Source organism: Mycobacterium innocens (assembly GCF_900566055.1).
In the GTDB taxonomy this organism is placed as follows: domain Bacteria; phylum Actinomycetota; class Actinomycetes; order Mycobacteriales; family Mycobacteriaceae; genus Mycobacterium; species Mycobacterium innocens.
The window spans coordinates 14,658-33,640 of record NZ_UPHQ01000036.1; the positions used below are offsets into that span (position 1 = coordinate 14,658).

The 18,983-nt window shown below is 66.1% G+C and carries 18 protein-coding genes and 5 pseudogenes; 14 read left to right on the forward strand and 9 right to left on the reverse strand.

Going from position 1 to position 18,983, the window contains the following annotated elements:
• Positions 1-5: 5 nt before the first annotated feature.
• Entirely contained in the window at positions 6-914 is a 909-nt protein-coding gene (locus EET03_RS04245) for an SAM-dependent methyltransferase (RefSeq protein ID WP_075542251.1), read from the reverse strand.
• 144 nt (positions 915-1,058) lie between these two features.
• On the opposite strand from EET03_RS04245, the gene EET03_RS04250 reads away from it, so the two are divergent.
• Positions 1,059-1,823 (forward strand): cytochrome P450, encoded by a 765-nt coding sequence (locus tag EET03_RS04250; protein WP_244232234.1) that lies wholly within the window; start codon positions 1,059-1,061, stop codon positions 1,821-1,823.
• On the opposite strand, the pseudogene EET03_RS04255 reads toward EET03_RS04250, so the two are convergent.
• Positions 1,796-2,458 (reverse strand): annotated as a pseudogene (locus EET03_RS04255) (SAM-dependent methyltransferase). The gene EET03_RS04250 and the pseudogene EET03_RS04255 sit on opposite strands and share 28 nt — an antisense overlap.
• A 233-nt stretch (positions 2,459-2,691) precedes the next feature.
• Between EET03_RS04255 and secY the strand changes: the two are divergent.
• From secY to EET03_RS04310, 11 genes and pseudogenes are all read left to right on the forward strand, one after another.
• Positions 2,692-4,017 carry a preprotein translocase subunit SecY gene (secY, locus tag EET03_RS04260; RefSeq protein WP_063470053.1) on the forward strand — a complete coding sequence of 442 codons (1,326 nt, stop codon included), beginning with the start codon at positions 2,692-2,694 and terminating at the stop codon, positions 4,015-4,017.
• Positions 4,014-4,559, forward strand: a complete 546-nt coding sequence (locus tag EET03_RS04265; protein ID WP_075542253.1) for an adenylate kinase — start codon at positions 4,014-4,016, stop codon at positions 4,557-4,559. Before secY ends, EET03_RS04265 begins: the two co-directional genes overlap by 4 nt.
• A 2-nt stretch (positions 4,560-4,561) precedes the next feature.
• Positions 4,562-5,362, forward strand: coding sequence for a type I methionyl aminopeptidase (gene map, locus EET03_RS04270; RefSeq protein ID WP_075542254.1), 801 nt, complete (start codon positions 4,562-4,564; stop codon positions 5,360-5,362).
• Between the two features lie 51 nt (positions 5,363-5,413).
• A complete protein-coding gene (locus EET03_RS04275) occupies positions 5,414-5,959 on the forward strand; it encodes a sigma-70 family RNA polymerase sigma factor (protein ID WP_081254830.1) in 546 nt (181 codons plus the stop codon).
• A gap of 87 nt (positions 5,960-6,046) precedes the next feature.
• Entirely contained in the window at positions 6,047-6,811 is a 765-nt protein-coding gene (locus EET03_RS04280; protein WP_099194324.1) for an anti-sigma factor family protein, read from the forward strand.
• Positions 6,812-6,862: 51 nt separating this feature from the next.
• Positions 6,863-7,582, forward strand: a pseudogene (locus EET03_RS04285) (thiamine pyrophosphate-binding protein); the annotation flags it as partial.
• Positions 7,575-7,961 (forward strand): annotated as a pseudogene (locus tag EET03_RS04290) (SRPBCC family protein); the annotation flags it as partial. The pseudogenes EET03_RS04285 and EET03_RS04290, both read left to right, overlap by 8 nt.
• A gap of 8 nt (positions 7,962-7,969) precedes the next feature.
• A pseudogene (locus tag EET03_RS04295) lies at positions 7,970-8,984 on the forward strand (3-oxoacyl-ACP synthase III family protein).
• Positions 8,984-9,511, forward strand: coding sequence for a hypothetical protein (locus EET03_RS04300; RefSeq protein ID WP_075542256.1), 528 nt, complete (start codon positions 8,984-8,986; stop codon positions 9,509-9,511). Before EET03_RS04295 ends, EET03_RS04300 begins: the two are co-directional and overlap by 1 nt.
• Positions 9,512-9,558: 47 nt before the next feature.
• A complete protein-coding gene (locus EET03_RS04305) occupies positions 9,559-10,071 on the forward strand; it encodes a MarR family winged helix-turn-helix transcriptional regulator (protein WP_075542257.1) in 513 nt (170 codons plus the stop codon).
• A 21-nt stretch (positions 10,072-10,092) separates the two neighbouring features.
• A complete protein-coding gene (locus tag EET03_RS04310) occupies positions 10,093-10,641 on the forward strand; it encodes a TIGR03086 family metal-binding protein (protein WP_075542258.1) in 549 nt (182 codons plus the stop codon).
• Position 10,642: 1 nt separating this feature from the next.
• Here the strand turns inward: EET03_RS04310 and mmsB are convergent, their stop codons facing one another.
• The 3 genes from mmsB to EET03_RS04325 are packed head-to-tail and all read right to left on the reverse strand — an operon-like array spanning position 10,643 to position 14,244.
• The gene (gene mmsB / locus EET03_RS04315) at positions 10,643-11,530 is read right to left on the reverse strand and encodes a 3-hydroxyisobutyrate dehydrogenase (protein ID WP_075542259.1); all 888 of its coding nucleotides are present in this window, start codon (positions 11,528-11,530) and stop codon (positions 10,643-10,645) included.
• Between the two features lie 14 nt (positions 11,531-11,544).
• Entirely contained in the window at positions 11,545-12,717 is a 1,173-nt protein-coding gene (locus EET03_RS04320) for an acyl-CoA dehydrogenase family protein (RefSeq protein WP_075542260.1), read from the reverse strand.
• A gap of 6 nt (positions 12,718-12,723) precedes the next feature.
• A complete protein-coding gene (locus EET03_RS04325; protein WP_075542261.1) occupies positions 12,724-14,244 on the reverse strand; it encodes a CoA-acylating methylmalonate-semialdehyde dehydrogenase in 1,521 nt (506 codons plus the stop codon).
• Between the two features lie 281 nt (positions 14,245-14,525).
• On the opposite strand from EET03_RS04325, the pseudogene EET03_RS04330 reads away from it, so the two are divergent.
• A pseudogene (locus EET03_RS04330) lies at positions 14,526-14,987 on the forward strand (Rieske (2Fe-2S) protein); the annotation flags it as partial.
• 264 nt (positions 14,988-15,251) lie between these two features.
• On the opposite strand, the gene EET03_RS04335 reads toward EET03_RS04330, so the two are convergent.
• From EET03_RS04335 to EET03_RS04350, 4 genes are all read right to left on the reverse strand, one after another.
• Complete coding sequence (locus tag EET03_RS04335; RefSeq protein ID WP_063470055.1) at positions 15,252-15,749, reverse strand: lipoprotein LpqH; 498 nt, start codon at positions 15,747-15,749, stop codon at positions 15,252-15,254.
• Positions 15,750-15,839: 90 nt separating this feature from the next.
• Entirely contained in the window at positions 15,840-16,448 is a 609-nt protein-coding gene (rfbC, locus tag EET03_RS04340) for a dTDP-4-dehydrorhamnose 3,5-epimerase (protein WP_063469979.1), read from the reverse strand.
• Position 16,449: 1 nt separating this feature from the next.
• Positions 16,450-17,445 carry a dTDP-glucose 4,6-dehydratase gene (rfbB, locus tag EET03_RS04345; protein ID WP_063469980.1) on the reverse strand — a complete coding sequence of 332 codons (996 nt, stop codon included), beginning with the start codon at positions 17,443-17,445 and terminating at the stop codon, positions 16,450-16,452.
• Between the two features lie 165 nt (positions 17,446-17,610).
• Positions 17,611-18,504 carry an LLM class F420-dependent oxidoreductase gene (locus EET03_RS04350; RefSeq protein ID WP_075542263.1) on the reverse strand — a complete coding sequence of 298 codons (894 nt, stop codon included), beginning with the start codon at positions 18,502-18,504 and terminating at the stop codon, positions 17,611-17,613.
• 244 nt (positions 18,505-18,748) lie between these two features.
• On the opposite strand from EET03_RS04350, the gene infA reads away from it, so the two are divergent.
• Positions 18,749-18,970, forward strand: a complete 222-nt coding sequence (infA, locus tag EET03_RS04355; RefSeq protein ID WP_003418601.1) for a translation initiation factor IF-1 — start codon at positions 18,749-18,751, stop codon at positions 18,968-18,970.
• The last annotated feature ends 13 nt before the right edge of the window (positions 18,971-18,983 follow it).

An 18,983-nucleotide genomic window follows, 5' to 3' on the forward strand; every position in this document is an offset into this window, starting at 1 on the left:
TAAAGTTAAAGCGTTGCGGTGACGGCAACGATGTCGCCGAGCTGCGACATGTCGTTATCGGGTAGGACGCGACCGTAATCGGTGAACAACTCCCGGCGTCGCCGGGTGCCCACCTGCCAGCCCCGGCCGGTCAGGTACTCCACGACGTTGCTGCGCTCGCCGTCGTAGAACAGTCCCGACAGGTCGATATCGCAACCCAATGTGGCCCACCGCTGGTTGAACTCCTGGGCACGCTGCGCCATCGTCGATCCGGTGTCGGGATGGTACTCGGTGGCCAGCCTGCTTCCGGGCGCGCTCAGCTCGCTGATGTTGTCGAACAGGCGGTCCTGGGCATCGGGCGGCAGGTACATCAGCAAGCCCTCCGCGCTCCAGGCCGTTGGTTTCGTGCCGTCGAATCCCTTGTGACGCAACGCATTCGTCCAGTCATCGCGTAGGTCGATGCTGACCGTTCGGCGCCGTACCGCGGGGACGGCGCCCATTGCCGACATGGTGCTGGTCTTGAACTCGACAACCTCGGGCTGATCGACTTCGTAGACCACGCTGTCACCCGGCCAGGGCAACCGATAGGCCCGGGCGTCGAGGCCGGCAGCCAAGATGACGTATTGGCGAAGCCCGTCGCGGGCGGCATCGCAGAAGTATTCGTCGAAGAACCGGGTGCGCACCGCGATCGACTCCGTGATGACCTGTAATTCGCGGTCGGCTTCCTCGTCATGGGGTATGTCGCCGTCGACCAGGCGAGCGAAGAAGTCGAGGCCGACCGCGCGCACCAGCGGTGCGGCGAACGGGTCGTCGACGATCGGGTCGGTTGCCGTGGACGCCAGCGCGCGGGCGGCCGCGACCATCGTCGCCGTGGCGCCGACGCTGGATGCCAAATCCCAGCTGTCGCCGGGGGATCGGGATGAGTCGATTGCCATGTGTTTTGGGATTCAGACCGCGTCGATGTGAAGGACTTCCCCTACAGTGTGCCCCTGGCTCTGACCGTCCAAGATAGCTGGTGCAGAGCGTGTCCATGCCGTCGATTACGGTGGACCGGGCTCCAAGACCGCCGGCTATTCGACGTGCCGCGGCCGCCGGTACCGGTCGGTGCGCTGGACCATGCGCCGCTACCCGAGGATCCGCTGCGCTGGCTGGACGACATATTCGTCGGCTATCTGGTGGAGCGGCGACGCGAACCCCGCGCGGATGTGCTGACGCAGCTGGCCACCGCGCGCTATCCCGACGGGACGACGCCCGAGGTCGCCGACATCGCCAGGAGCGCCACCCTGCTCTTCACCGCCGGACGGGGGGCCACCGCGTTCATGCTGAGCTGGTCGGTTCGGCTGCTGGCCGAGCGTCCCGACCTGGCGGAGCAACTGCGCGCCGACCGCAGCGCGATTCCGCGGTTCGTCGAGGAGGTCCTGCGCATGGAAAGCCCGGTAAAAAGCGACTTCCGGCTGGCCCGCAAGACCACCCGGGTGGGCGATGTCGTGATCCCGGCCGGCACCACCGTGATGCTCTGTCCCGGCGCAATCAACCGTGATCCCCGAGAATTCGCCGCGCCCAACGAGTTTCGCCTGAACCGAAGCAACACCCGCGACCATATGGCATTCGGTCGCGGCGCACATTCGTGTCCTGGCGCGTCGCTGGCCCGCGTCGAGGCCCGCATTTCGATCGAATGCATCCTGGAGCGGCTAACCGAAATCAGGCTCAACAGCGCCGAGCATGGGGCGACTGATGACCGGCGATTCAGCTATGAGCCGGCGTACACCCTGCGTGCGCTGACCGGCTTGCACCTCGAGTTCGCGCCGGCTTTGCCTCAGCCCCCGAATTCGGCCGAGATGTAGACCACCTCGCCGAAGGGCGCGTCGTCGCCGTCGACGGGCGGCAGTCCGTGTCGGGCGAACAGCTCGGTGTTGCTCACCCCGGCGATCCGCCAACCATGGGCGGCCAGATACGTGTCCGCGTCGGTGCGGTCGTCGAAATACAGCAGAGCCGCCATGTCGAGATCGAAGCCGTGGCGACTCCACCGCTCGTTCTGGCGCCGCATGCGCCGTCGCAGCTCTTCTCGGTTGAGATCGTTGCCGTCGAGCAGACCCTCGGTGGCGAACCGGCTGCCCGGTGCGCTGTGGGCGGTGACCTGATCCGGCAGCCGGTCCTGGGCCTGCGCCGGCAGGTAACCGAGCAGCCCTTCAGCGGACCAGGCGGTTGGCTGGGCCGAGTCGAAGCCGGCTTCGCGCAATGCCGCCGGCCAGTCGTCACGCAAGTCGACCGCGACCGGGCGCCGATCGGCCGTCGGCTGAAGAAATCCACGCCCACCGCTTTGACCAGCGGCTCGGCGAAGTGGTCGCTGGCAATGGCTCCGGCGCCGTCGGCGTCCCGGCAGGCCGCCCCCCGCGCGTGCGGCCGCCACCATGGTGGCCGTCAAACCCACGCTGGAAGCCAGATCCCAGGTGTCGCCCTCGAAGCGCGCGCTACCCAATTGCGTCATTTGTTTGCCCTCCGCCGGCCACTCATGGATACTTAGCACGGGTAACGAACTATTGACACTGTACCCCTCACCCGGCGCCGCCACGGCCACCCTGGCAAGTACCGCCCACATCAGCTGTTAATCTCGTAACGGTTTGACGCGCTGTAGATAATGCGGCCGTACGTCCTGGCCTGCGAGTGTTGGGCGCGTAATGCAGGATGACCCCCGCTGCGCAGGAGGAAGTAGTGCTTTCGGCTTTCATCTCATCGCTGCGTACAGTCGACCTGAGACGGAAGATCCTCTTCACGCTGGGCATCGTGGTGCTGTACCGGGTCGGCGCCTCGCTGCCGTCTCCGGGCGTCGACTTCCCGCACGTCCAGCAGTGCATCAAACAGGCCAGCAGCGGCGAAGCCGGCCAGATCTACTCGCTGATCAACCTGTTCTCCGGTGGTGCGCTGCTCAAGCTCACGGTGTTCGCGGTCGGGGTGATGCCTTACATCACGGCCAGCATCATCGTGCAGCTGCTGACCGTCGTCATTCCCAGATTTGAGGAACTGCGTAAGGAAGGCCAGTCCGGTCAGGCCAAGATGACGCAGTACACCCGTTATCTGGCGATCGCGCTGGCGATTCTGCAGGCCACCAGCATCGTGGCGCTGGCGGCCAACGACCAGCTGCTGCAAGGCTGCCGCGAGAAAATCATCGCCGACGACAGCATTTTCACCCTGGTCGTCATCGTGCTGGTGATGACCAGTGGCGCGGCGCTCGTGATGTGGATGGGCGAGTTGATCACCGAACGCGGCATCGGCAACGGCATGTCGCTGTTGATCTTCGTCGGCATCGCCGCCCGCATTTATCCGGAAGGGCATGACATCCTGGAAAGCCGCGGCGGCGCGGTCTTCGCCGCGGTCTGCGTGGCCACGCTGATCATCATCGTCGGCGTGGTTTTCGTCGAGCAGGGCCAGCGCCGCATCCCGGTGCAGTACGCCAAACGGATGGTGGGCCGGCGGATGTACGGCGGAACGTCGACGTATCTGCCGCTCAAGGTCAACCAGGCCGGCGTCATCCCGGTGATCTTCGCCTCGTCGCTGATCTACATTCCGCACTTGATCACTCAGCTGGTCCGCAGTGGCACCGGGGGTCTCGGCCGCGGCTGGTGGGACAAGTTCGTCGCCACCTACCTGTCCGACCCCAGCAACCTGGGCTATATCACCATCTACTTCGGCCTGATCATCTTCTTCACCTATTTCTATGTGTCGATCACGTTCAATCCCGACGAGCGTGCCGATGAAATGAAAAAGTTCGGCGGCTTCATTCCAGGCATCCGTCCGGGCCGCCCGACCGCTGATTACCTGCGTTATGTGCTGAGCCGGATTACCCTGCCGGGTTCGATCTACCTCGGCGTGATCGCGGTGTTGCCCAATCTGTTCCTCCAGATCGGCGCCAGCGGCGGAGTTCAGAACCTACCCTTCGGGGGTACCGCGGTCCTGATCATGATCGGTGTCGGTTTGGATACGGTCAAACAGATCGAGAGTCAGCTCATGCAGCGCAACTACGAAGGGTTCCTCAAGTGAGAGTCGTTTTGCTGGGACCGCCCGGGGCGGGCAAGGGGACGCAAGCCCAAAAGCTGGCCGAGAAGCTGGGGATCCCGCAGATCTCCACCGGCGAGCTGTTCCGGCGAAACATCGAAGACGGCACCAAGCTGGGCATCGAGGCCAAGCGGTACCTGAGCGCCGGTGACCTGGTGCCGTCCGATCTGACCAACGAACTCGTCGACGATCGGTTGAACAACCCCGACGCGGCCAACGGTTTCATCCTGGACGGATACCCACGATCGGTGGAACAGGCCAAGGCGCTGCACGCGATGCTCGAACGCCGGGGGACCGACATCGATGCCGTGCTGGAGTTCCGGGTGTCGGAGGAGGTGTTGCTGGAGCGGCTCAAAGGCCGTGGCCGCGCCGACGACACCGACGAGGTGATCCTCAACCGGATGAAGGTTTACCGCGACGAGACCGCGCCGCTGCTGGAGTACTACAGCGGCCAACTGAAGACCGTCGACGCGGTTGGCACCATGGACGAAGTGTTCGCTCGCGCGTTGCGGGCCCTGGGGAAGTAGCCATGCGTGCCCTGGCACGGTTGCGGGGCCGCAGAGTCGTGCCACAACGCACAGCCGGCGAGCTCGACGCGATGGCCGCGGCGGGCTCCGTCGTGGCTGCGGCCCTGCGAGCCGTCCGCGCGGCGGCGGTCGCCGGGGTGTCGAGCCTGAGCCTCGACGACATCGCCGAGACGGTGATCCGCGAAGCCGGCGCTATCCCGTCGTTCCTGGGCTATCATGGCTACCCGGCGTCGATCTGCGTCTCGGTCAATGACCGCGTGGTCCACGGCATTCCGTCCGCCGCCGAAATCCTGGCCGCCGGCGACCTGGTTTCGGTCGACTGCGGCGCGGTCCTGGAAGGCTGGCACGGCGACGCGGCAATAACCTTTGGGGTCGGACCGCTCAGTCCGACCGACGAAGCCCTGTCGGAAGCGACCCGGGAATCACTGGAGGCCGGAATCAAGGCGATGGTGGTCGGTAATCGGCTGACCGACGTCTCGCATGCCATCGAGCGGGGCACCCGCACCGCCGAGACCCGCTACGGCCGCTCGTTCGGAATCGTCGACGGGTATGGCGGTCACGGTATCGGCCGGGAGATGCACCTGGATCCGTTCTTGCCCAACGAGGGCGCTCCCGGGCGCGGGCCGGTGCTGGTCGCGGGCTCGGTGCTGGCCATCGAACCGATGCTGACCCTGGGCACCGGCAGGACTGTGGTGCTCGACGATAACTGGACAGTCACTACTGCCGACGGGTCGCGTGCGGCACACTGGGAGCACACAGTTGCGGTAACCGAGGACGGGCCCCGAATCCTGACCTTTGGTTAGACGGCTGAACCAAACACCTACTCGACTCGTGTCAGAAGCGGAGGTGATCGAGTGGGTCGCGTGGCCGGCACTCGGGCGGCGTCCGGGGCTACCGAGGCCGCGCTGATGAAGGCGCTCTACGACGAGCATGCCGCGGTGTTGTGGCGTTATGCGTTGCGGTTGACCGGCGACGCGAGCCAGGCCGAGGACGTCGTCCAGGAGACGTTGTTGCGGGCATGGCAGCACCCGGAAGTGATAGGTGATACCGAGCGGTCGGCGCGCGCGTGGTTGTTCACCGTCGCGCGCAACATGATCATCGACGACCGGCGCAGCGCACGGTCCCGCAATGTCGTCGGCTCCACCGACGAATCGGGCGCGCCCGAGCGGTCTGTGCCCGACGAGGTGAACGCGGCGCTGGACCGGTTGCTGATCGCCGAGGCGATGGCTCACCTGTCCGACGAGCACCGGGCCGTGATCGAGCGGTCCTACTATCGTGGTTGGACCACCGCGCAGATTGCCGGCGACCTCGGAATCGCCGAAGGCACCGTCAAGTCGCGACTTCACTACGCGGTGCGGGCGCTGCGGCTCGGCTTGCAGGAACTTGGGGTGACGCGATGACGGCAGGACTGATTCGAGGGACTGTTCACGGACCCATCCGGGCGGCCGTCCGTTCCGAATACTTGGGGGTGACAGGAGATGGATGACATGGTCACGTCGCTTAGGGGACTTGGCCCGCCCGGTGACAAAGAGGGCTATGACCTGACGACCGGTCGCAACCACGCCTATGGGATGTGGGACGCCGCTTACGTATTGGGGTCGCTGTCGGCGACCGATCGCCGCGAATACGAAGAGCACATGAGTGGGTGTCCCGCCTGCCGCCAGGCGGTCGCCGAACTCTCCGGTGTGCCCGCATTGCTTTCGCAGCTCGACCGCGACGAGGTGGCGGCGACGAACGAGTCCGGTCCCGCCGCGGGTGGTCCGCCGGCTGCGCCGCAGCTCTCGCCGCAGTTGTTGCCGTCGTTGCTGGCAACGGTGCGCTGGCGCCGTCGCCGCGCCCGGCTGGCGACGTGGGTGGCTTCGGCCGCCGCCGCCGTGCTGTTGGGAATCGCTGTGCTGGTTGGCGTCCAGGGTCATACCGGATCACCGCAGTCGCCGGCCGTGTCGGCGCAGCCGATGGCACAGGTCGGGACCAAACTGCTGGTTTCGACGGTGTCGGTGCACCCCGAGCGCTGGGGGACGTTCATCAACCTGCGGTGTGTTTGCCTGGCTCCGCCGGATGCGCCCCACGACACGCTGGCGATGGTCGTGGTGGGTCGCGACGGCAGCCAAACCCGGCTGGCGACGTGGGTGGCCGAACCCGGCCACACCGCGACACCAGCCGGCAGCATCTCGATACCGGTCGATCGAATCGCCGCCGTACAAGTGGTTTCCGCCGATACCGGCCAGGTGCTGCTGCAGCGTTCGCTCTGAATTCGCCGGGCCCGCGGTGAACTGAAGTTCGCCGCGGGTCGTGTTACCGACATGCCCAGGAAGCACCGGGTGGTCGACCACATTGTGGACCACCTCGCGGCGATCGGAGTAGACCACGTCTTCGGTGTGGACGGAGCCAACATCGAAGATCTCTACGACGCCGCGCATTTCCACCCGTCGCTGTGCGCCGTCCTGGCCAAGCGCGAATTCTCCGCCGCCGCAATGGCCGACGGCTACAACGCAGCGGAGCCGGGCTGGGATCTGGGTTAGGAGTGGTGGCAACGACTTCCGGCGGCGGCGCCCTCAATCTCGTCGCGGGATTGGGGGAGGCGCTGGCAAGCCGGGTTCCGGTGCTTGCCCTGGTCGGCCAATCCGCCACCGCCCTCGACGGCCGGGGCGCCTTTCAGGACACCAGCGGGCGCAACGGATCGCTGGATGCAGAAGCGGTGTTCTCCGCGGTGTCGCTATCGTGTCAGCGGGTGCTCGTGCCGGCCGAGATTGCCTCGGCCCTGCCGCGTGCCATCGCCGCGGCGCGCACCGGCGGTCCGGCTGTGTTGTTGCTGCCCAAGGACATTCAGCAGGGATACGTGGCGGTCGAAGAGCACAGCCGGCCGCCGGGGGACGTGCGGGCCATCAGGCAACCCGTATCCCATAGCTCAGCTACTGCGCCGCGCGAACGGCCCGGTCACGATCATCGTCGGCGAGCAGGTCGCGCGCGACAACGCCCGAATGGAGCTCGAACAGCTGCGAGCGGTGTTGCGGGCCCGGGTTGTGGCTGGCCTACGATCGGCTCGGTTCGCAGACCAGGATTTACACCTGCACCATAGCCAATGAGCAGGCCCGGACGGTGGAATACCACTGCGCCTGGGATCAGGGCAAGCACCTGTGGATGGTCTACCTGATGCGGGTCGTTGACGCGCAGGTGGTGCTGGACCGCCCGGGTTCGGTTGTGCTGTAGACGAATTGCCACCACCCGTTCTACGACCACAACCCCTACCCGGAGACCGCGCCGGCCGACCGATCGGTCTGGGTGGGGGATTTCTGGGACATGTTCGGTGCCGGCCACCTGCTGGAACTGAAGAACCTCAAGGCCATCGCGGAATACCGGCACCGCAACGGCTTACCCGTCGTACCCGTCTGGATGAGGTGACATGCGTGGTGAGCCAATCCGTCAGTCTCATTGACGTTTCCAGCTATCTGCCCGGCGAGTCGATCGGCGCGGATTACTACGCACAATTCGCCGAATCCGACGACCTGCGTGACAGTCTGATGTTCCGTGCGCCGGCGTTTCGCCATCACGTCGACCCGGACGAGACCGCCGTCGACATGGTGGAGCGCCACACGAGGGTTGATCGAGCGCCACGGCGAGGAGGCTATCGAGGCCGTCGACGTGCTGATCACCCATACTCAGGCGCCGGATGTGCCGTTCTACGGCACCGGTGGCGGGATCGCTCACCGCCTGGGCATGCGGCCCTCGTGGGTGCTGGACTTGCACAACGGTGGGTGCGCGGTATTCGTGTTGGCGCTCAACGTGGTTCGCCAACTGCTGGCCTCGGGCGCGGGGCGCACGGCGGTGATCGCCATCGCGCAGAATTCGGCTGGCCAGGTGTTCGATCAACCCGGAGTCCGTCGCAAGGCGCAAGCGGCGGTGCCCGGCGACGGGGCCGCGGTGGGCCTGGTCACGCTGTCCGACCGGTCGCCCGTTCTCGGCATCGAATGCCGCACCTACGGCGAATACGCCGGCGAAATGACGCTTGCCCCGGACCCGCCGCGGAAGTGGTGGCAGCCGGGAACCGGGGAGCTCTGCATCGCTTTCACCGAAAGCAAGATCACCAAGGTGCTGGCCCGCGGCAACCGGCAGGTCCCGGAAGTGGCGCTGGCGGTCTGTGATTGGATTGGCCTGCCGTCCAAAGACATTGACCTGCTGGTCACCAACCAGCTCAACCGGGTGTTTATGCGCAACTGGCGAGAAGCACTCGAACTGCCCGCCGAACGCCACCTGGACACCTTTGACGCATGCGGAAACCTGTTCGGCGCGGGGATTCCGGTCAACCTGGATCGGGCCATCTTGACCGGGCGGGTGGTGACCGGCGACACAGTCATGATGGCAGGGTTTGCGCACGCCGGCGATTTCGCCGGGGCCGCGGCGGTGCGCTGGGGCGGGCGGCCCTGATGCTCACCGTCATCAGCCCGAACGCCATCGACCCTGGTGCGTTGGCGCTCAACGAGAACCCGTTCCCTCCGCAGCCCGCGGTGCGCTCGGCGCTGAATCGCTCGATCGACGCGGTGAACCGGTATCCGGAGTTTCTGCCGGAACGGTTGCGCGACTTGATCGCCGGCCATATCGGCATGCCCCCCGACCGGGTGGTGCTGGGAGCGGGCGCGACCGGCGTGGTGATGCAGGCCCTACGGGCGGTGGCGGCCTCCTACGAAGCCGAAGGCCAGTTGCTGCACCGGGTTCGGCTGATTACGGCCGAACGGCGTTACCTGCGGCGGCTATTGAGCGCCATGGGGATAGCCACCACCGATGCGCACGCGAACTTCATGTACCTGCCGTCGAGGGGTCGGTTGTGGCATGACGTTTTCGTCCGGGCGGGCCTGCAGGTGCGGCTGTACCCGGACGGCGGTGCCCGGATAACCGTGGGCAGCCGTGCGTCAACTCTGGCGGTGTTGTCCGCGGTGGGAAAATTTGCGGCGTGAATCCCGCGTGTTGACCCGATGGCCCCGCCGGTGCGGTAAGAAAGGGCGTGGCAGCATCACGACCGGACAGACCTGACCCGATCGCCGTGGCCCGGGCCAACTGGGAGAAAGCCGGGTGGAACGACGTGGCGCAGGGCATGGTCGCGGTGACCTCGGTGATGCGTGCGCACCAGATCCTGCTGGCCCGCGTCGAGACCGCGCTGCGCCCCTACGATCTGAGTTTCTCGCGTTTCGAGCTGCTGCGGTTATTGGCGTTCAGCCGTACCGGAGCGTTGCCGATCACCAAGGCCTCCGACCGCCTTCAGGTTCATGTCACCAGCGTCACGCACGCGATCCGTCGGCTGGAAGCCGACGGGCTGGTGCACCGGGTGCCGCACCCTACCGACGGGCGGACCACGCTGGTGCAGATCACCGACTTGGGGCGGGCCACCGTCGAGGACGCCACCTTGACCCTCAACGAGCAGGTATTCGCCGACATCGGAATCGATGCCGGCGAGTCGGAGGCGCTGGTGTCCGCCATCGAAACGTTGCGGCGCAACGCCGGAGACTTCACCGTCTGACACCGACCGAAAGGCAGAACAGTGGACCCACTTGTTGCTCACCAGCGCGCCCAGGACGCGTTCGCCGGCGTCCTCGCCAACGTCAGCCCCGACCAACTCGGCGCTCCGACGCCCTGCTCGGAGTGGACGGTGCGGGATCTGATCGAGCATGTCATCAGCGGCAACGAGCACGTCGGGCAATGGGCGCAACACCCGGTTGAGCCGCCCGCACGGCCCGACGACATCCTGGCGGCCCATCGGACTGCCGCGGCTGCCGCCCACGAGGTCTTCGCCGGGCCGGACGGGATGTCCCCTACCTTCAAGCTGCCGTTCGGTGAGCTGCCCGGCCAGGTCTTCGTCGGGATCCGCACCAGCGATGTGCTGACCCACGCGTGGGATCTGGCGGCCGCCACCGGCCAACCCACCGATCTTGACCCCGAATTGGCGACCGAACAGCTCGCCGCCGTCCGGGCGTTCGTGGGGCCGCAGTTCCGGGGGCCGGGCAAGCCCTTCGCCGATGAGCAGCCGTGTTCACCGGAAAGTGCGCCCGCAGACCAGCTTGCCGCATTCCTGGGCCGAAACGTCCGGTGAGCTAGCCGTTCCGCAGCATCTCGATCACCGCACTGAAGTCCAAGGCGCCGTGGGAGACGTCGGTCGCGATGAACTCAGCATAGATCTCGGCGGCGTGGCGGCCCAGCGGCGCGGCGGATCCGGTGGCGGTCACCGCGTCCATCGCCAAGCCCAAATCCTTGTTCATCAACGCGGTCGCGAAGCCCGGCTTGAAGTCATTGTTGGCCGGCGACGTCGGAACCGGGCCCGGCACCGGGCAGTTGGTGTGCACCGCCCAGCAGTTGCCGGTCGCGCCGGTGATGACGTCGAACAGTGACTGGGCCGACAGCCCGAGCTTCTCGGCCAGCATGAACGCCTCGCCAATCGCGATCTGCTCCACCGCCAGCACCATGTTGTTGCACAGCTTGGCGGCCTGGCCCGCCCCGGCCGCGCCGCAGTGAATGATCTTGCCCGCCATGGGTTCCAGCACCGGACGGGCCCGCTTCAAGACGCCCGGGTCGCCGCCGACCATGAACGCCAGCGTCCCGGCCGCGGCACCCTTGACACCGCCGGAAACCGGCGCGTCGAGTTGGGCCAGGCCGTGCGATGCGGCCAGCGCATGCACCTCGCGGGCGTCGCCGACCGAGATTGTTGAGCTGTCGATGAACAGGGCACCCGGTTGCGCGGCGGGCAGTACCTCGGCATAGCAGCGCTTGACCACGTCACCGTTGGGCAGCATGGTGATGACCACGCCAGCCTCGGAAACCGCGGCGGCTGCGCTGTCGAACACCGCGCAGCCGCCTGCGGCGGCGGCCACAGCTGCCGCGGGCACGGGGTCGTAGGCGCGCACGATGTGCCCGGCGGCAACCAGATTCGCCGACATGGGCGCGCCCATGTTCCCCAGTCCGAGGAACGCGATCGTCTCTGTCACGTGGTGCAGCCCTCCTAAACGGTGGCGCGAAACCGCGCGGCCTCGGCCCGGCCGATGACCACCCGCATGATTTCGTTGGTCCCTTCCAGAATTCGATGCACCCGCAGGTCGCGGACGATCTTCTCCAGACCATACTCGCGCAGGTAGCCGTACCCGCCGTGGAGTTGCAGCGCCTTGTCGGCCACCTCGAAGCAGGTGTCGGTGACATAGCGCTTGGCCATCGCGCACAGCTCGACCTTGTCGGCGGCGTCGCCGTCGAGTGCACTCGCGGCTCGCCACAACAACATTCGCGACGTTTCCAGCCCGGTAGCCATGTCGGCCAGGGTGAACCGAACGGTGGGTTCGTCCAGCAGGCTGGCGCCGAAAGCGTGTCGGTCGCGAACATAGGCGCCGGCCTTGTCGAAAGCGGCCTGCGCGCCGCCGAGCGAACACGCCGCGATGTTGAGCCGGCCGCCGTTGAGACCGTTCATCGCGATGCCGAAGCCCGCGCCTTCCCCGTCGACGCCACCCAGCATGGCATCGGCGGGCACCCGGACCCCGTCGAGGATCACCTGGGCTGTCGGTTGCGCATGCCAGCCCATCTTCTCTTCGAGCGCACCGAAACTCATTCCAGCAGCGCCCTTTTCGATCACGAAGGCCGATATGCCGCGTGGGCCGTCCGCGCCGGTGCGGGCCATCACCACGTACAAATCCGAGGCTCCGGCGCCGGAAATGAATTGCTTCACACCGTCGAGCACATAGTCTGCGTTTTTTCCGAGACCTTGTCTGACGGCGCGGGTGCTCAAAGCGCTGGCATCGGAGCCGGCGCCCGGCTCGGTCAGGCAGTAGCTGGCGATGACGTCCATTGTGGCCAGCCGCGGTATCCAGTCCTTGCGTTGTTCGTCGGTGCCGAAGCTGTCGATCATCCAGGCGCACATGTTGTGGATGGACAGGAAGGCGGCGGTGACCGGGTCGGCGATGGCCAACTGTTCGAAGATGCGTACCCCGTCGAGCCGGCGCAGCCCGCTACCGCCCACGTCGTCACGGCAGTAGATGGCGGCCATCCCGAGTTCGGCGGCCTCGCGCAACACGTCGACCGGGAAGTGGTTGCTCGCGTCCCATTCCAGAGCGTATGGGGCTAACCGCTTTTCGGCGAATGCAGCCGCCGTCTCGGTGATCACCCGCTCGTCGTCGTTGAGGGTATACATGGCTGCTTACTGCATTGTCGGGATGACGAACTCGGCACCGTCCTTGATGCCGGACGGCCAGCGCGAGGTGACGGTCTTGACCTTGGTGTAGAACTGGATCGACGTCGGGCCGTGCTGGTTGAGGTCGCCGAACCCGGAGCGTTTCCAGCCGCCAAAAGTGTGATAGGCCACCGGGACCGGGATCGGAACATTGACACCGACCATGCCCACCTGAACCCGCGAGACGAAGTCGCGAGCGGTATCACCGTCGCGGGTGAAGATTGCCACCCCGTTGCCGTACTCGTGCTCCGACGGCAGGCGCAGGGCTTCCTCGTAGTTGTGGGCGCGCACCATGCACAGCACCGGCCCGAAGATCTCGTCGGTGTAGATCGACATGTCCGGGGTGACGTGGTCGAACAGCGTCGGTCCGATGAAGAAGCCGCCTTCCAAGTTGGCATCACCGAAAGTCAGGTCGTCGCTGGCCCTTTCGCGGCCGTCGATGACGATCTCGGCACCGGCCTGGACGCCTTGGTTGATGTAGTCGCGCACCCTGGTCAGGGCGGCCTCGGTGACCAGCGGGCCGTAGTCGGCCTTGGGGTCCAGGCTGTGGCCGACCCGCAGGTTGTTGATCCGCTCGATCAGCCTGGCGCGCAACCGCTCCGCGGTCTGCTCACCGACCGGGACCGCGACGCTGATCGCCATGCAGCGCTCGCCGGCGCTGCCGTAGCCCGCACCGATCAGCGCGTCGACCGCCTGGTCGAGATCCGCGTCGGGCATCACGATCATGTGGTTCTTGGCGCCGCCGAAGCATTGCGAGCGCTTGCCGGTCGCGGCGGCCCCGGCGTAGATGTACTGGGCGATGTCGGAGCTGCCGACGAACCCGACCGCCTTGATGTCGGGGTGATTCAGGATGGCGTCGACGGCTTCCTTGTCGCCGTGCACGACCTGGAACACGCCGGGGGGCAGGCCGGCTTCGGCGAACAGTTCGGCCAGCCGTACCGGAACCGACGGGTCACGCTCACTCGGCTTGAGCAGGAACGCATTTCCGCATGCCAAGGCCGGGCCGGCCTTCCAGAGCGGGATCATCGCCGGGAAGTTGAACGGGGTGATCCCGGCGACCACGCCGAGAGGCTGCCGTAGCGAGTAGACGTCGATGCCCGGACCGGCGCCCTCGGTGTACTCACCCTTGAGCAGGTGCGGGATCCCGAGGCAGAACTCGATCACCTCGATGCCGCGCTGAATGTCGCCCGCGGCGTCGGCCAGCGTCTTGCCATGCTCGAGTGACAGTAGTTCGGCCAGTTCGTCGTTGTTGTCGTTGACCAACTCGATGAACCGCATCAGCACCCGGGCGCGGCGTTGCGGATTCCATGCGGCCCAACCTTTTTGGGCCTCGACAGCCGATGCCACCGCGGCGTCGACGTCGGCTTGGCCGGCCATCGGCACTTTCGCCTGGACCTGGCCGGTGTTGGGGTCGAAGATGTCGGCGGTGCGGGTGGACTGGCCGGTGCTGCGCTGGCCGTCGATGAAATGCGGAATATGTGTGGTCATGGTTTCCCTTGAGGACGGGAGGCAGAGTAATACTTGTACATCCTAGTAATTCTGGCCGCGTGTCGCAAGCGGTGCGACTTTGCCAGGACTTGGATGATCGGCATTATCCGTGAAGTCAACCAGCCCGGAGCACGGTTGGAGCGCGTCCACCCGACGTTGGTCCTACACCGTGATAATGGACAGGGCGCTGTGAATGCCCCGAAAGTCGTTCTCGTTGCGCGTTATTAGCGAAATCCCGAGAGCCACGGCCACCGCGGCGATGAACGAGCGCATCTAGCTACATCGACGAGCTCTTACAGGGGCGCCGGCCTAAGCCATTCCGGCCCGACGAGTTCGAGGTGGCGCAGATCCGAACGGCAATCGAGTTGCGCGCGTCGCCGCACGGCGCTGATGTTGCTGACGCTCCGCGCGAGTACTTCCTTGCCGATCTGCACCGGTGTCTTGCCGAGCAGATGTCTGGCGCTGCAACGGATTCAGCGCCGAAGCGCAGCGCCACCCGCCGTCACGTCATCGTCGGCACATCGGCGGCCGCCGCCTCCGCGGTTGCCGCGGTAGCCATCGATCGAGCCGTAATCGGCGACCAGGCGGGCGAACCTCCGACCGTCGCCGGGCAGCTAACGCCCAACGATGGAAGCTGGCAGCGAGTCACGGCCAGCGCCGAGGTTCCTGACGGCCGCATGCACCCGTTCGATCTCGGCTCAATCAGTGGGTTCGTCCGCCGAGTCGACGGCAAACCCCAAGCACCGGAACGCCACGACGGATCCAGCTGACAGTGTAACCACCTGCGGTATCTATTGGCGTCCATTGACGGGGTCTGCCCGACCAATCGATCACGGAGGTGCCATGTCGCCGGTATTTCTCAGACATCAGGTCGCCGCAGTGGCTTTGAGCGTGCTGCTGGCCGGATGCGCGGCTTCGCGGCCCGTTAGCCAGGCGGATGTGCTGTTATTCGCCATCCTTCACCCGGCTTCGGACCGGTGACGGCATCGAGGTAGCCGATGCGCCTGCTAGGGGCAGGTGACGTCGACCTCGAACGGCTTGTGCACCTGCTGACCGGCATTGTCGACACCGCTGGCCACACCGGTGATGTGGTAGCTGTTGCCGGCCTTGGTGGCGCTGGCGTTCTCGTCGGGCACGCCCTCGGTGAAGCTCATGACCACGCCGTCGACGGTGCCCAGGCCGGCGCTGTGCACCACCGAGCCGTCCGGCTCCAAGCCGACGATGATTCCCGTCGCCATGTCGCCGACGGCGATGGAGAACCTGCCGGCATTCGTCGAGCACACCACCGGGCCGCTGACGTTTTGCGGCTGGCCGCCGATGATGACCTTGGTTTCTCCCGACGCGGCCGGGGTGCTGCTCGACGTGGGCGCCGCCGTCGAACTCGAGGCGGCGCTCGACGACGTAGCGGAGCTGGATGATGGTCCGGACTTGTTGTCGTTGGAGCATCCCGCCACACCCGCGACGATGGTCGCCGCCCCGACGGCGATCAACAACTCACGCTTCACCAAGTTCTCCTTCGGATAGGTCTGTACCGCCATACCGGCAGGTCTTCTGAAGCAGTATGTATGGCGGCGTAGCCGGCGTACAGATGCGTCTTACTCGCCGCGCAGCGCGCCGATGAATTTCCGGGTCGCTGCCCAGGTCGGCAGCACGCCCGTGGCGCGTACCTCGTCGAGACTAGGGGCAGCTGCGTCGCGGTCGGACAGGCTCGCCGCCACACCGTCGACCAACGGCCAATCGATCGCCAGCGATGGATCTGTCGCGCAGATCGTGTGCTCGCGCTGCGGGTTGTACTCTGCCGAGCACAGATACATCACGGTCGAATTATCTCGCAGCGCAAGGAAACCATGCGCCAAGCCTTCGGAGATGTAAACCGACCGGCGGTCCACGTCGTCGAGCACCACCGCGTCCCATCGCCCGAATGTCGGTGAACCCAAACGGATATCGACGACGACATCGAACACCGAGCCGGATACGCAGGTCACATACTTGGCCTGGCCCGGCGGCAACTCGGCGAAATGCAGACCGCGCAGGACACCGGCCGCCGATGCCGAGCAATTGGCTTGCCGGACGTCCAAACGATGACCCGCGAAAGCGCTGAAGTCGCGCTCGGTAAGCCATTCGAAGAACAGTCCGCGCGAATCGCCGTGAATGGTAGGAGTGATCTCCCAGGCGCCGGTGATGTCGAGTTCGCGTACCTTCATGTCACTGACCGCGCTGCTCGTAGCGTGCCTCCGCGGCGTCTTTCAGCGGTCGCCACCACGCTTCGTTGTCGCGATACCAGTCGATGGTGGTGCGCAATCCCTCTTCGAAATCGGTGTGCGTTGGCGCCCAGGCCAATTCGTCGTAGAGCGGGGACGGGTCGATGGCGTAACGCAGGTCGTGACCGACTCGGTCGGTGACGTGGTCGAAATCGTCGGGGTCGCGGCCCAGCATCCGCAGCAAGGTGCGCAACACGGTCAGATTGTCGCGCTCGCCCTCGGCGCTGATCAGGTAGGTCCGGCCGATCTGGCCCTTTTCGAGAATTCGCCATACCGCGCTGTTGTGGTCGTCGACGTGAATCCAGTCGCGGACGTTGGCGCCGCTGCCGTAGAGCTTGGGTCGCCGCCCAGTGAGCACATTGGTGATCTGGCGCGGAATGAACTTCTCGACGTGCTGATACGGCCCGTAGTTGTTGGAGCAGTTGGAGATGGTGGCGCGTACGCCGTAGGACCGCACCCAGGCCCGGACCAGCATGTCACCGGCCGCCTTGGACGCCGAATACGGACTCGACGGGTTGTACGGTGTCGACTCGGTGAACCGCTGCGGGTCGTCGAGCGCCAAGTCGCCGTAGACCTCGTCGGTGGAGATGTGGTGCAGGCGCACGCCGTGGCGCCGGACCGCTTCCAAGATCGTGTACGTCCCGATCACGTTGGTGTGCAGGAACGGTTCGGGGTCGTCCAACGCGTTGTCGACGTGGGTTTCGGCGGCAAAATGCACGACCGCATCCGACTGGTCCACCAGCCGGGAAACCAGCTCGGTGTCGGTGATATCGCCTTCGACCAGTGTGATCGCGTCCGCGACGTCGGCCAGCGAATCACGCCGGCCCGCGTAAGTAAACGCATCGAGGACCGTGACCTCAACCTCGGGACGTTCGCGCACGGTGCTGTGCACGAAGTTGGCGCCGATGAAGCCCGCTCCACCGGTGACTAGCAGCCGCATGGCCAAACCCTAACGGGTAGTCCCGGCGGCCCGGCCAGTTCGGTCGGTGCCGGCAATAACGTCTCGTCGGTCTGCCAGGCGCAGTGTTGGTGGAGACTCGGCCCGTGGCATGGCCGGACACCGAACCGGCCGGGGCCGGGCTGACGGAAACTGCCTCGACCCGTTTCAGGACGGGGTGAGCCCGAGTGGACCGGCCAATTCGGCGAGCGCCGGGACCAGGTTCTCCGCTTTGGTCAGGACCTGAACGGGGACATGGTCGGCGCCGGCGTCGAGGTGCTGCTTGAGCCGTGCCGCGATCGCCTCCGGGGTGCCGTGGGCGACCACCGCGTCGACCAGGCGGTCGCTGCCGGGCCGGGCGACGTCGTCGTCGCTGAAGCCCAGCCGCTTCCAGTTGTTGCGGTAATTGGCGAGGTTGAAATAGACGTCGAGGGCCTTGCGGCCCACCGAACGGGCCTGCTCGGGGTCTGTGGTCAGCGCCACCTTGTGTTCGGGCGCCAGAAACGCAGACGGACCGATCAGTTCGCGGGCCTGTGCGGTGTGCTCGGGCGTGGTCAGGTAGGGGTGGGCCCCGGCGCTGCGTTCGGCCGACAGCTTGAGCACCCGGGGACCCAGGGCCGCTACCACACGTCGGTCGGCGGGCACGCCGTACTCGTCCAACTGGTCCAGGTACTTCACCAGGGCCTCGTAAGGCTTTCGGTACTCGGCGGTCGCCTCGGAGTGGCCGACACCGATACCCAGCAGGAAACGGCCCGGGTAGGCCTGGTCGATCCGGTGGAACGACTCGGCGACCGGCTTCGCGGGCGCTGACCAGATGTTGACTATGCCGGTGGCCACGTGCAGGGTGGTCGTCGCCTGGAGAATCGGTTCCACCCAGGTCAGCTCCGCGGGCGGCGAGCCGCCCACCCAGACGGCCCCGTAGCCCAGGGCTTCGATTTCTTTGGCTTGCCGGGGGGTTACGCCCCATCCGAAGGATCCGAACCGGCCGAGGTCCGGCTTGTTGGCGGCAGAACTGGTTTGATCGTCGGGAGCATTGGGGGCACTGGCATCAGAATCGGTCACGGTGGGTCCAACCCGCCGGTCCTGGCAGCCTATTCCTGCGATTCCTGCCGGGTTTTGCGTCGGACGCGGCGATGCGGGTATTGTGGACCAACGGTGCGGCGTCCGTGCCGGCTTCTGGTGTGCCCAGTCCCGAAATTTCTCGGAACGCTTCGCGGAATTTCCACCACCGGCTCACGTTTGTAGTCCGGGCAGGTGCTGCGCCGAACCCGGTGCACTGACAAAAAGTGAGGATCGCCAGAACGCAATGGCCAAGAAGGACGGCGCCATCGAGGTCGAGGGTCGCGTGGTCGAGCCCCTGCCCAATGCCATGTTTCGCATTGAGCTGGAAAACGGCCACAAGGTGCTCGCCCACATCAGCGGCAAGATGCGGCAGCACTACATCCGCATCCTGCCCGAGGACCGCGTGGTGGTGGAGTTGTCTCCCTACGACCTGTCCCGGGGCCGCATCGTGTACCGGTACAAGTAGCCCGCGCCGGCAT

What these genes read in the sequence shown, in the direction of transcription:
- EET03_RS04280 (WP_099194324.1), top strand. Translation starts at nt 6,047, where the DNA reads ATGGTCACGTCGCTTAGGGGACTTGGCCCGCCCGGTGACAAAGAGGGC.
- infA (WP_003418601.1), top strand. Translation starts at nt 18,749, where the DNA reads ATGGCCAAGAAGGACGGCGCCATCGAGGTCGAGGGTCGCGTGGTCGAG.
- rfbB (WP_063469980.1), bottom strand. Translation starts at nt 17,445, where the DNA reads ATGCGGCTGCTAGTCACCGGTGGAGCGGGCTTCATCGGCGCCAACTTC.
- rfbC (WP_063469979.1), bottom strand. Translation starts at nt 16,448, where the DNA reads ATGAAGGTACGCGAACTCGACATCACCGGCGCCTGGGAGATCACTCCT.
- EET03_RS04325 (WP_075542261.1), bottom strand. Translation starts at nt 14,244, where the DNA reads ATGACCACACATATTCCGCATTTCATCGACGGCCAGCGCAGCACCGGC.
- EET03_RS04320 (WP_075542260.1), bottom strand. Translation starts at nt 12,717, where the DNA reads ATGTATACCCTCAACGACGACGAGCGGGTGATCACCGAGACGGCGGCT.
- EET03_RS04245 (WP_075542251.1), bottom strand. Translation starts at nt 914, where the DNA reads ATGGCAATCGACTCATCCCGATCCCCCGGCGACAGCTGGGATTTGGCA.
- EET03_RS04300 (WP_075542256.1), top strand. Translation starts at nt 8,984, where the DNA reads ATGCTCACCGTCATCAGCCCGAACGCCATCGACCCTGGTGCGTTGGCG.
- map (WP_075542254.1), top strand. Translation starts at nt 4,562, where the DNA reads ATGCGTGCCCTGGCACGGTTGCGGGGCCGCAGAGTCGTGCCACAACGC.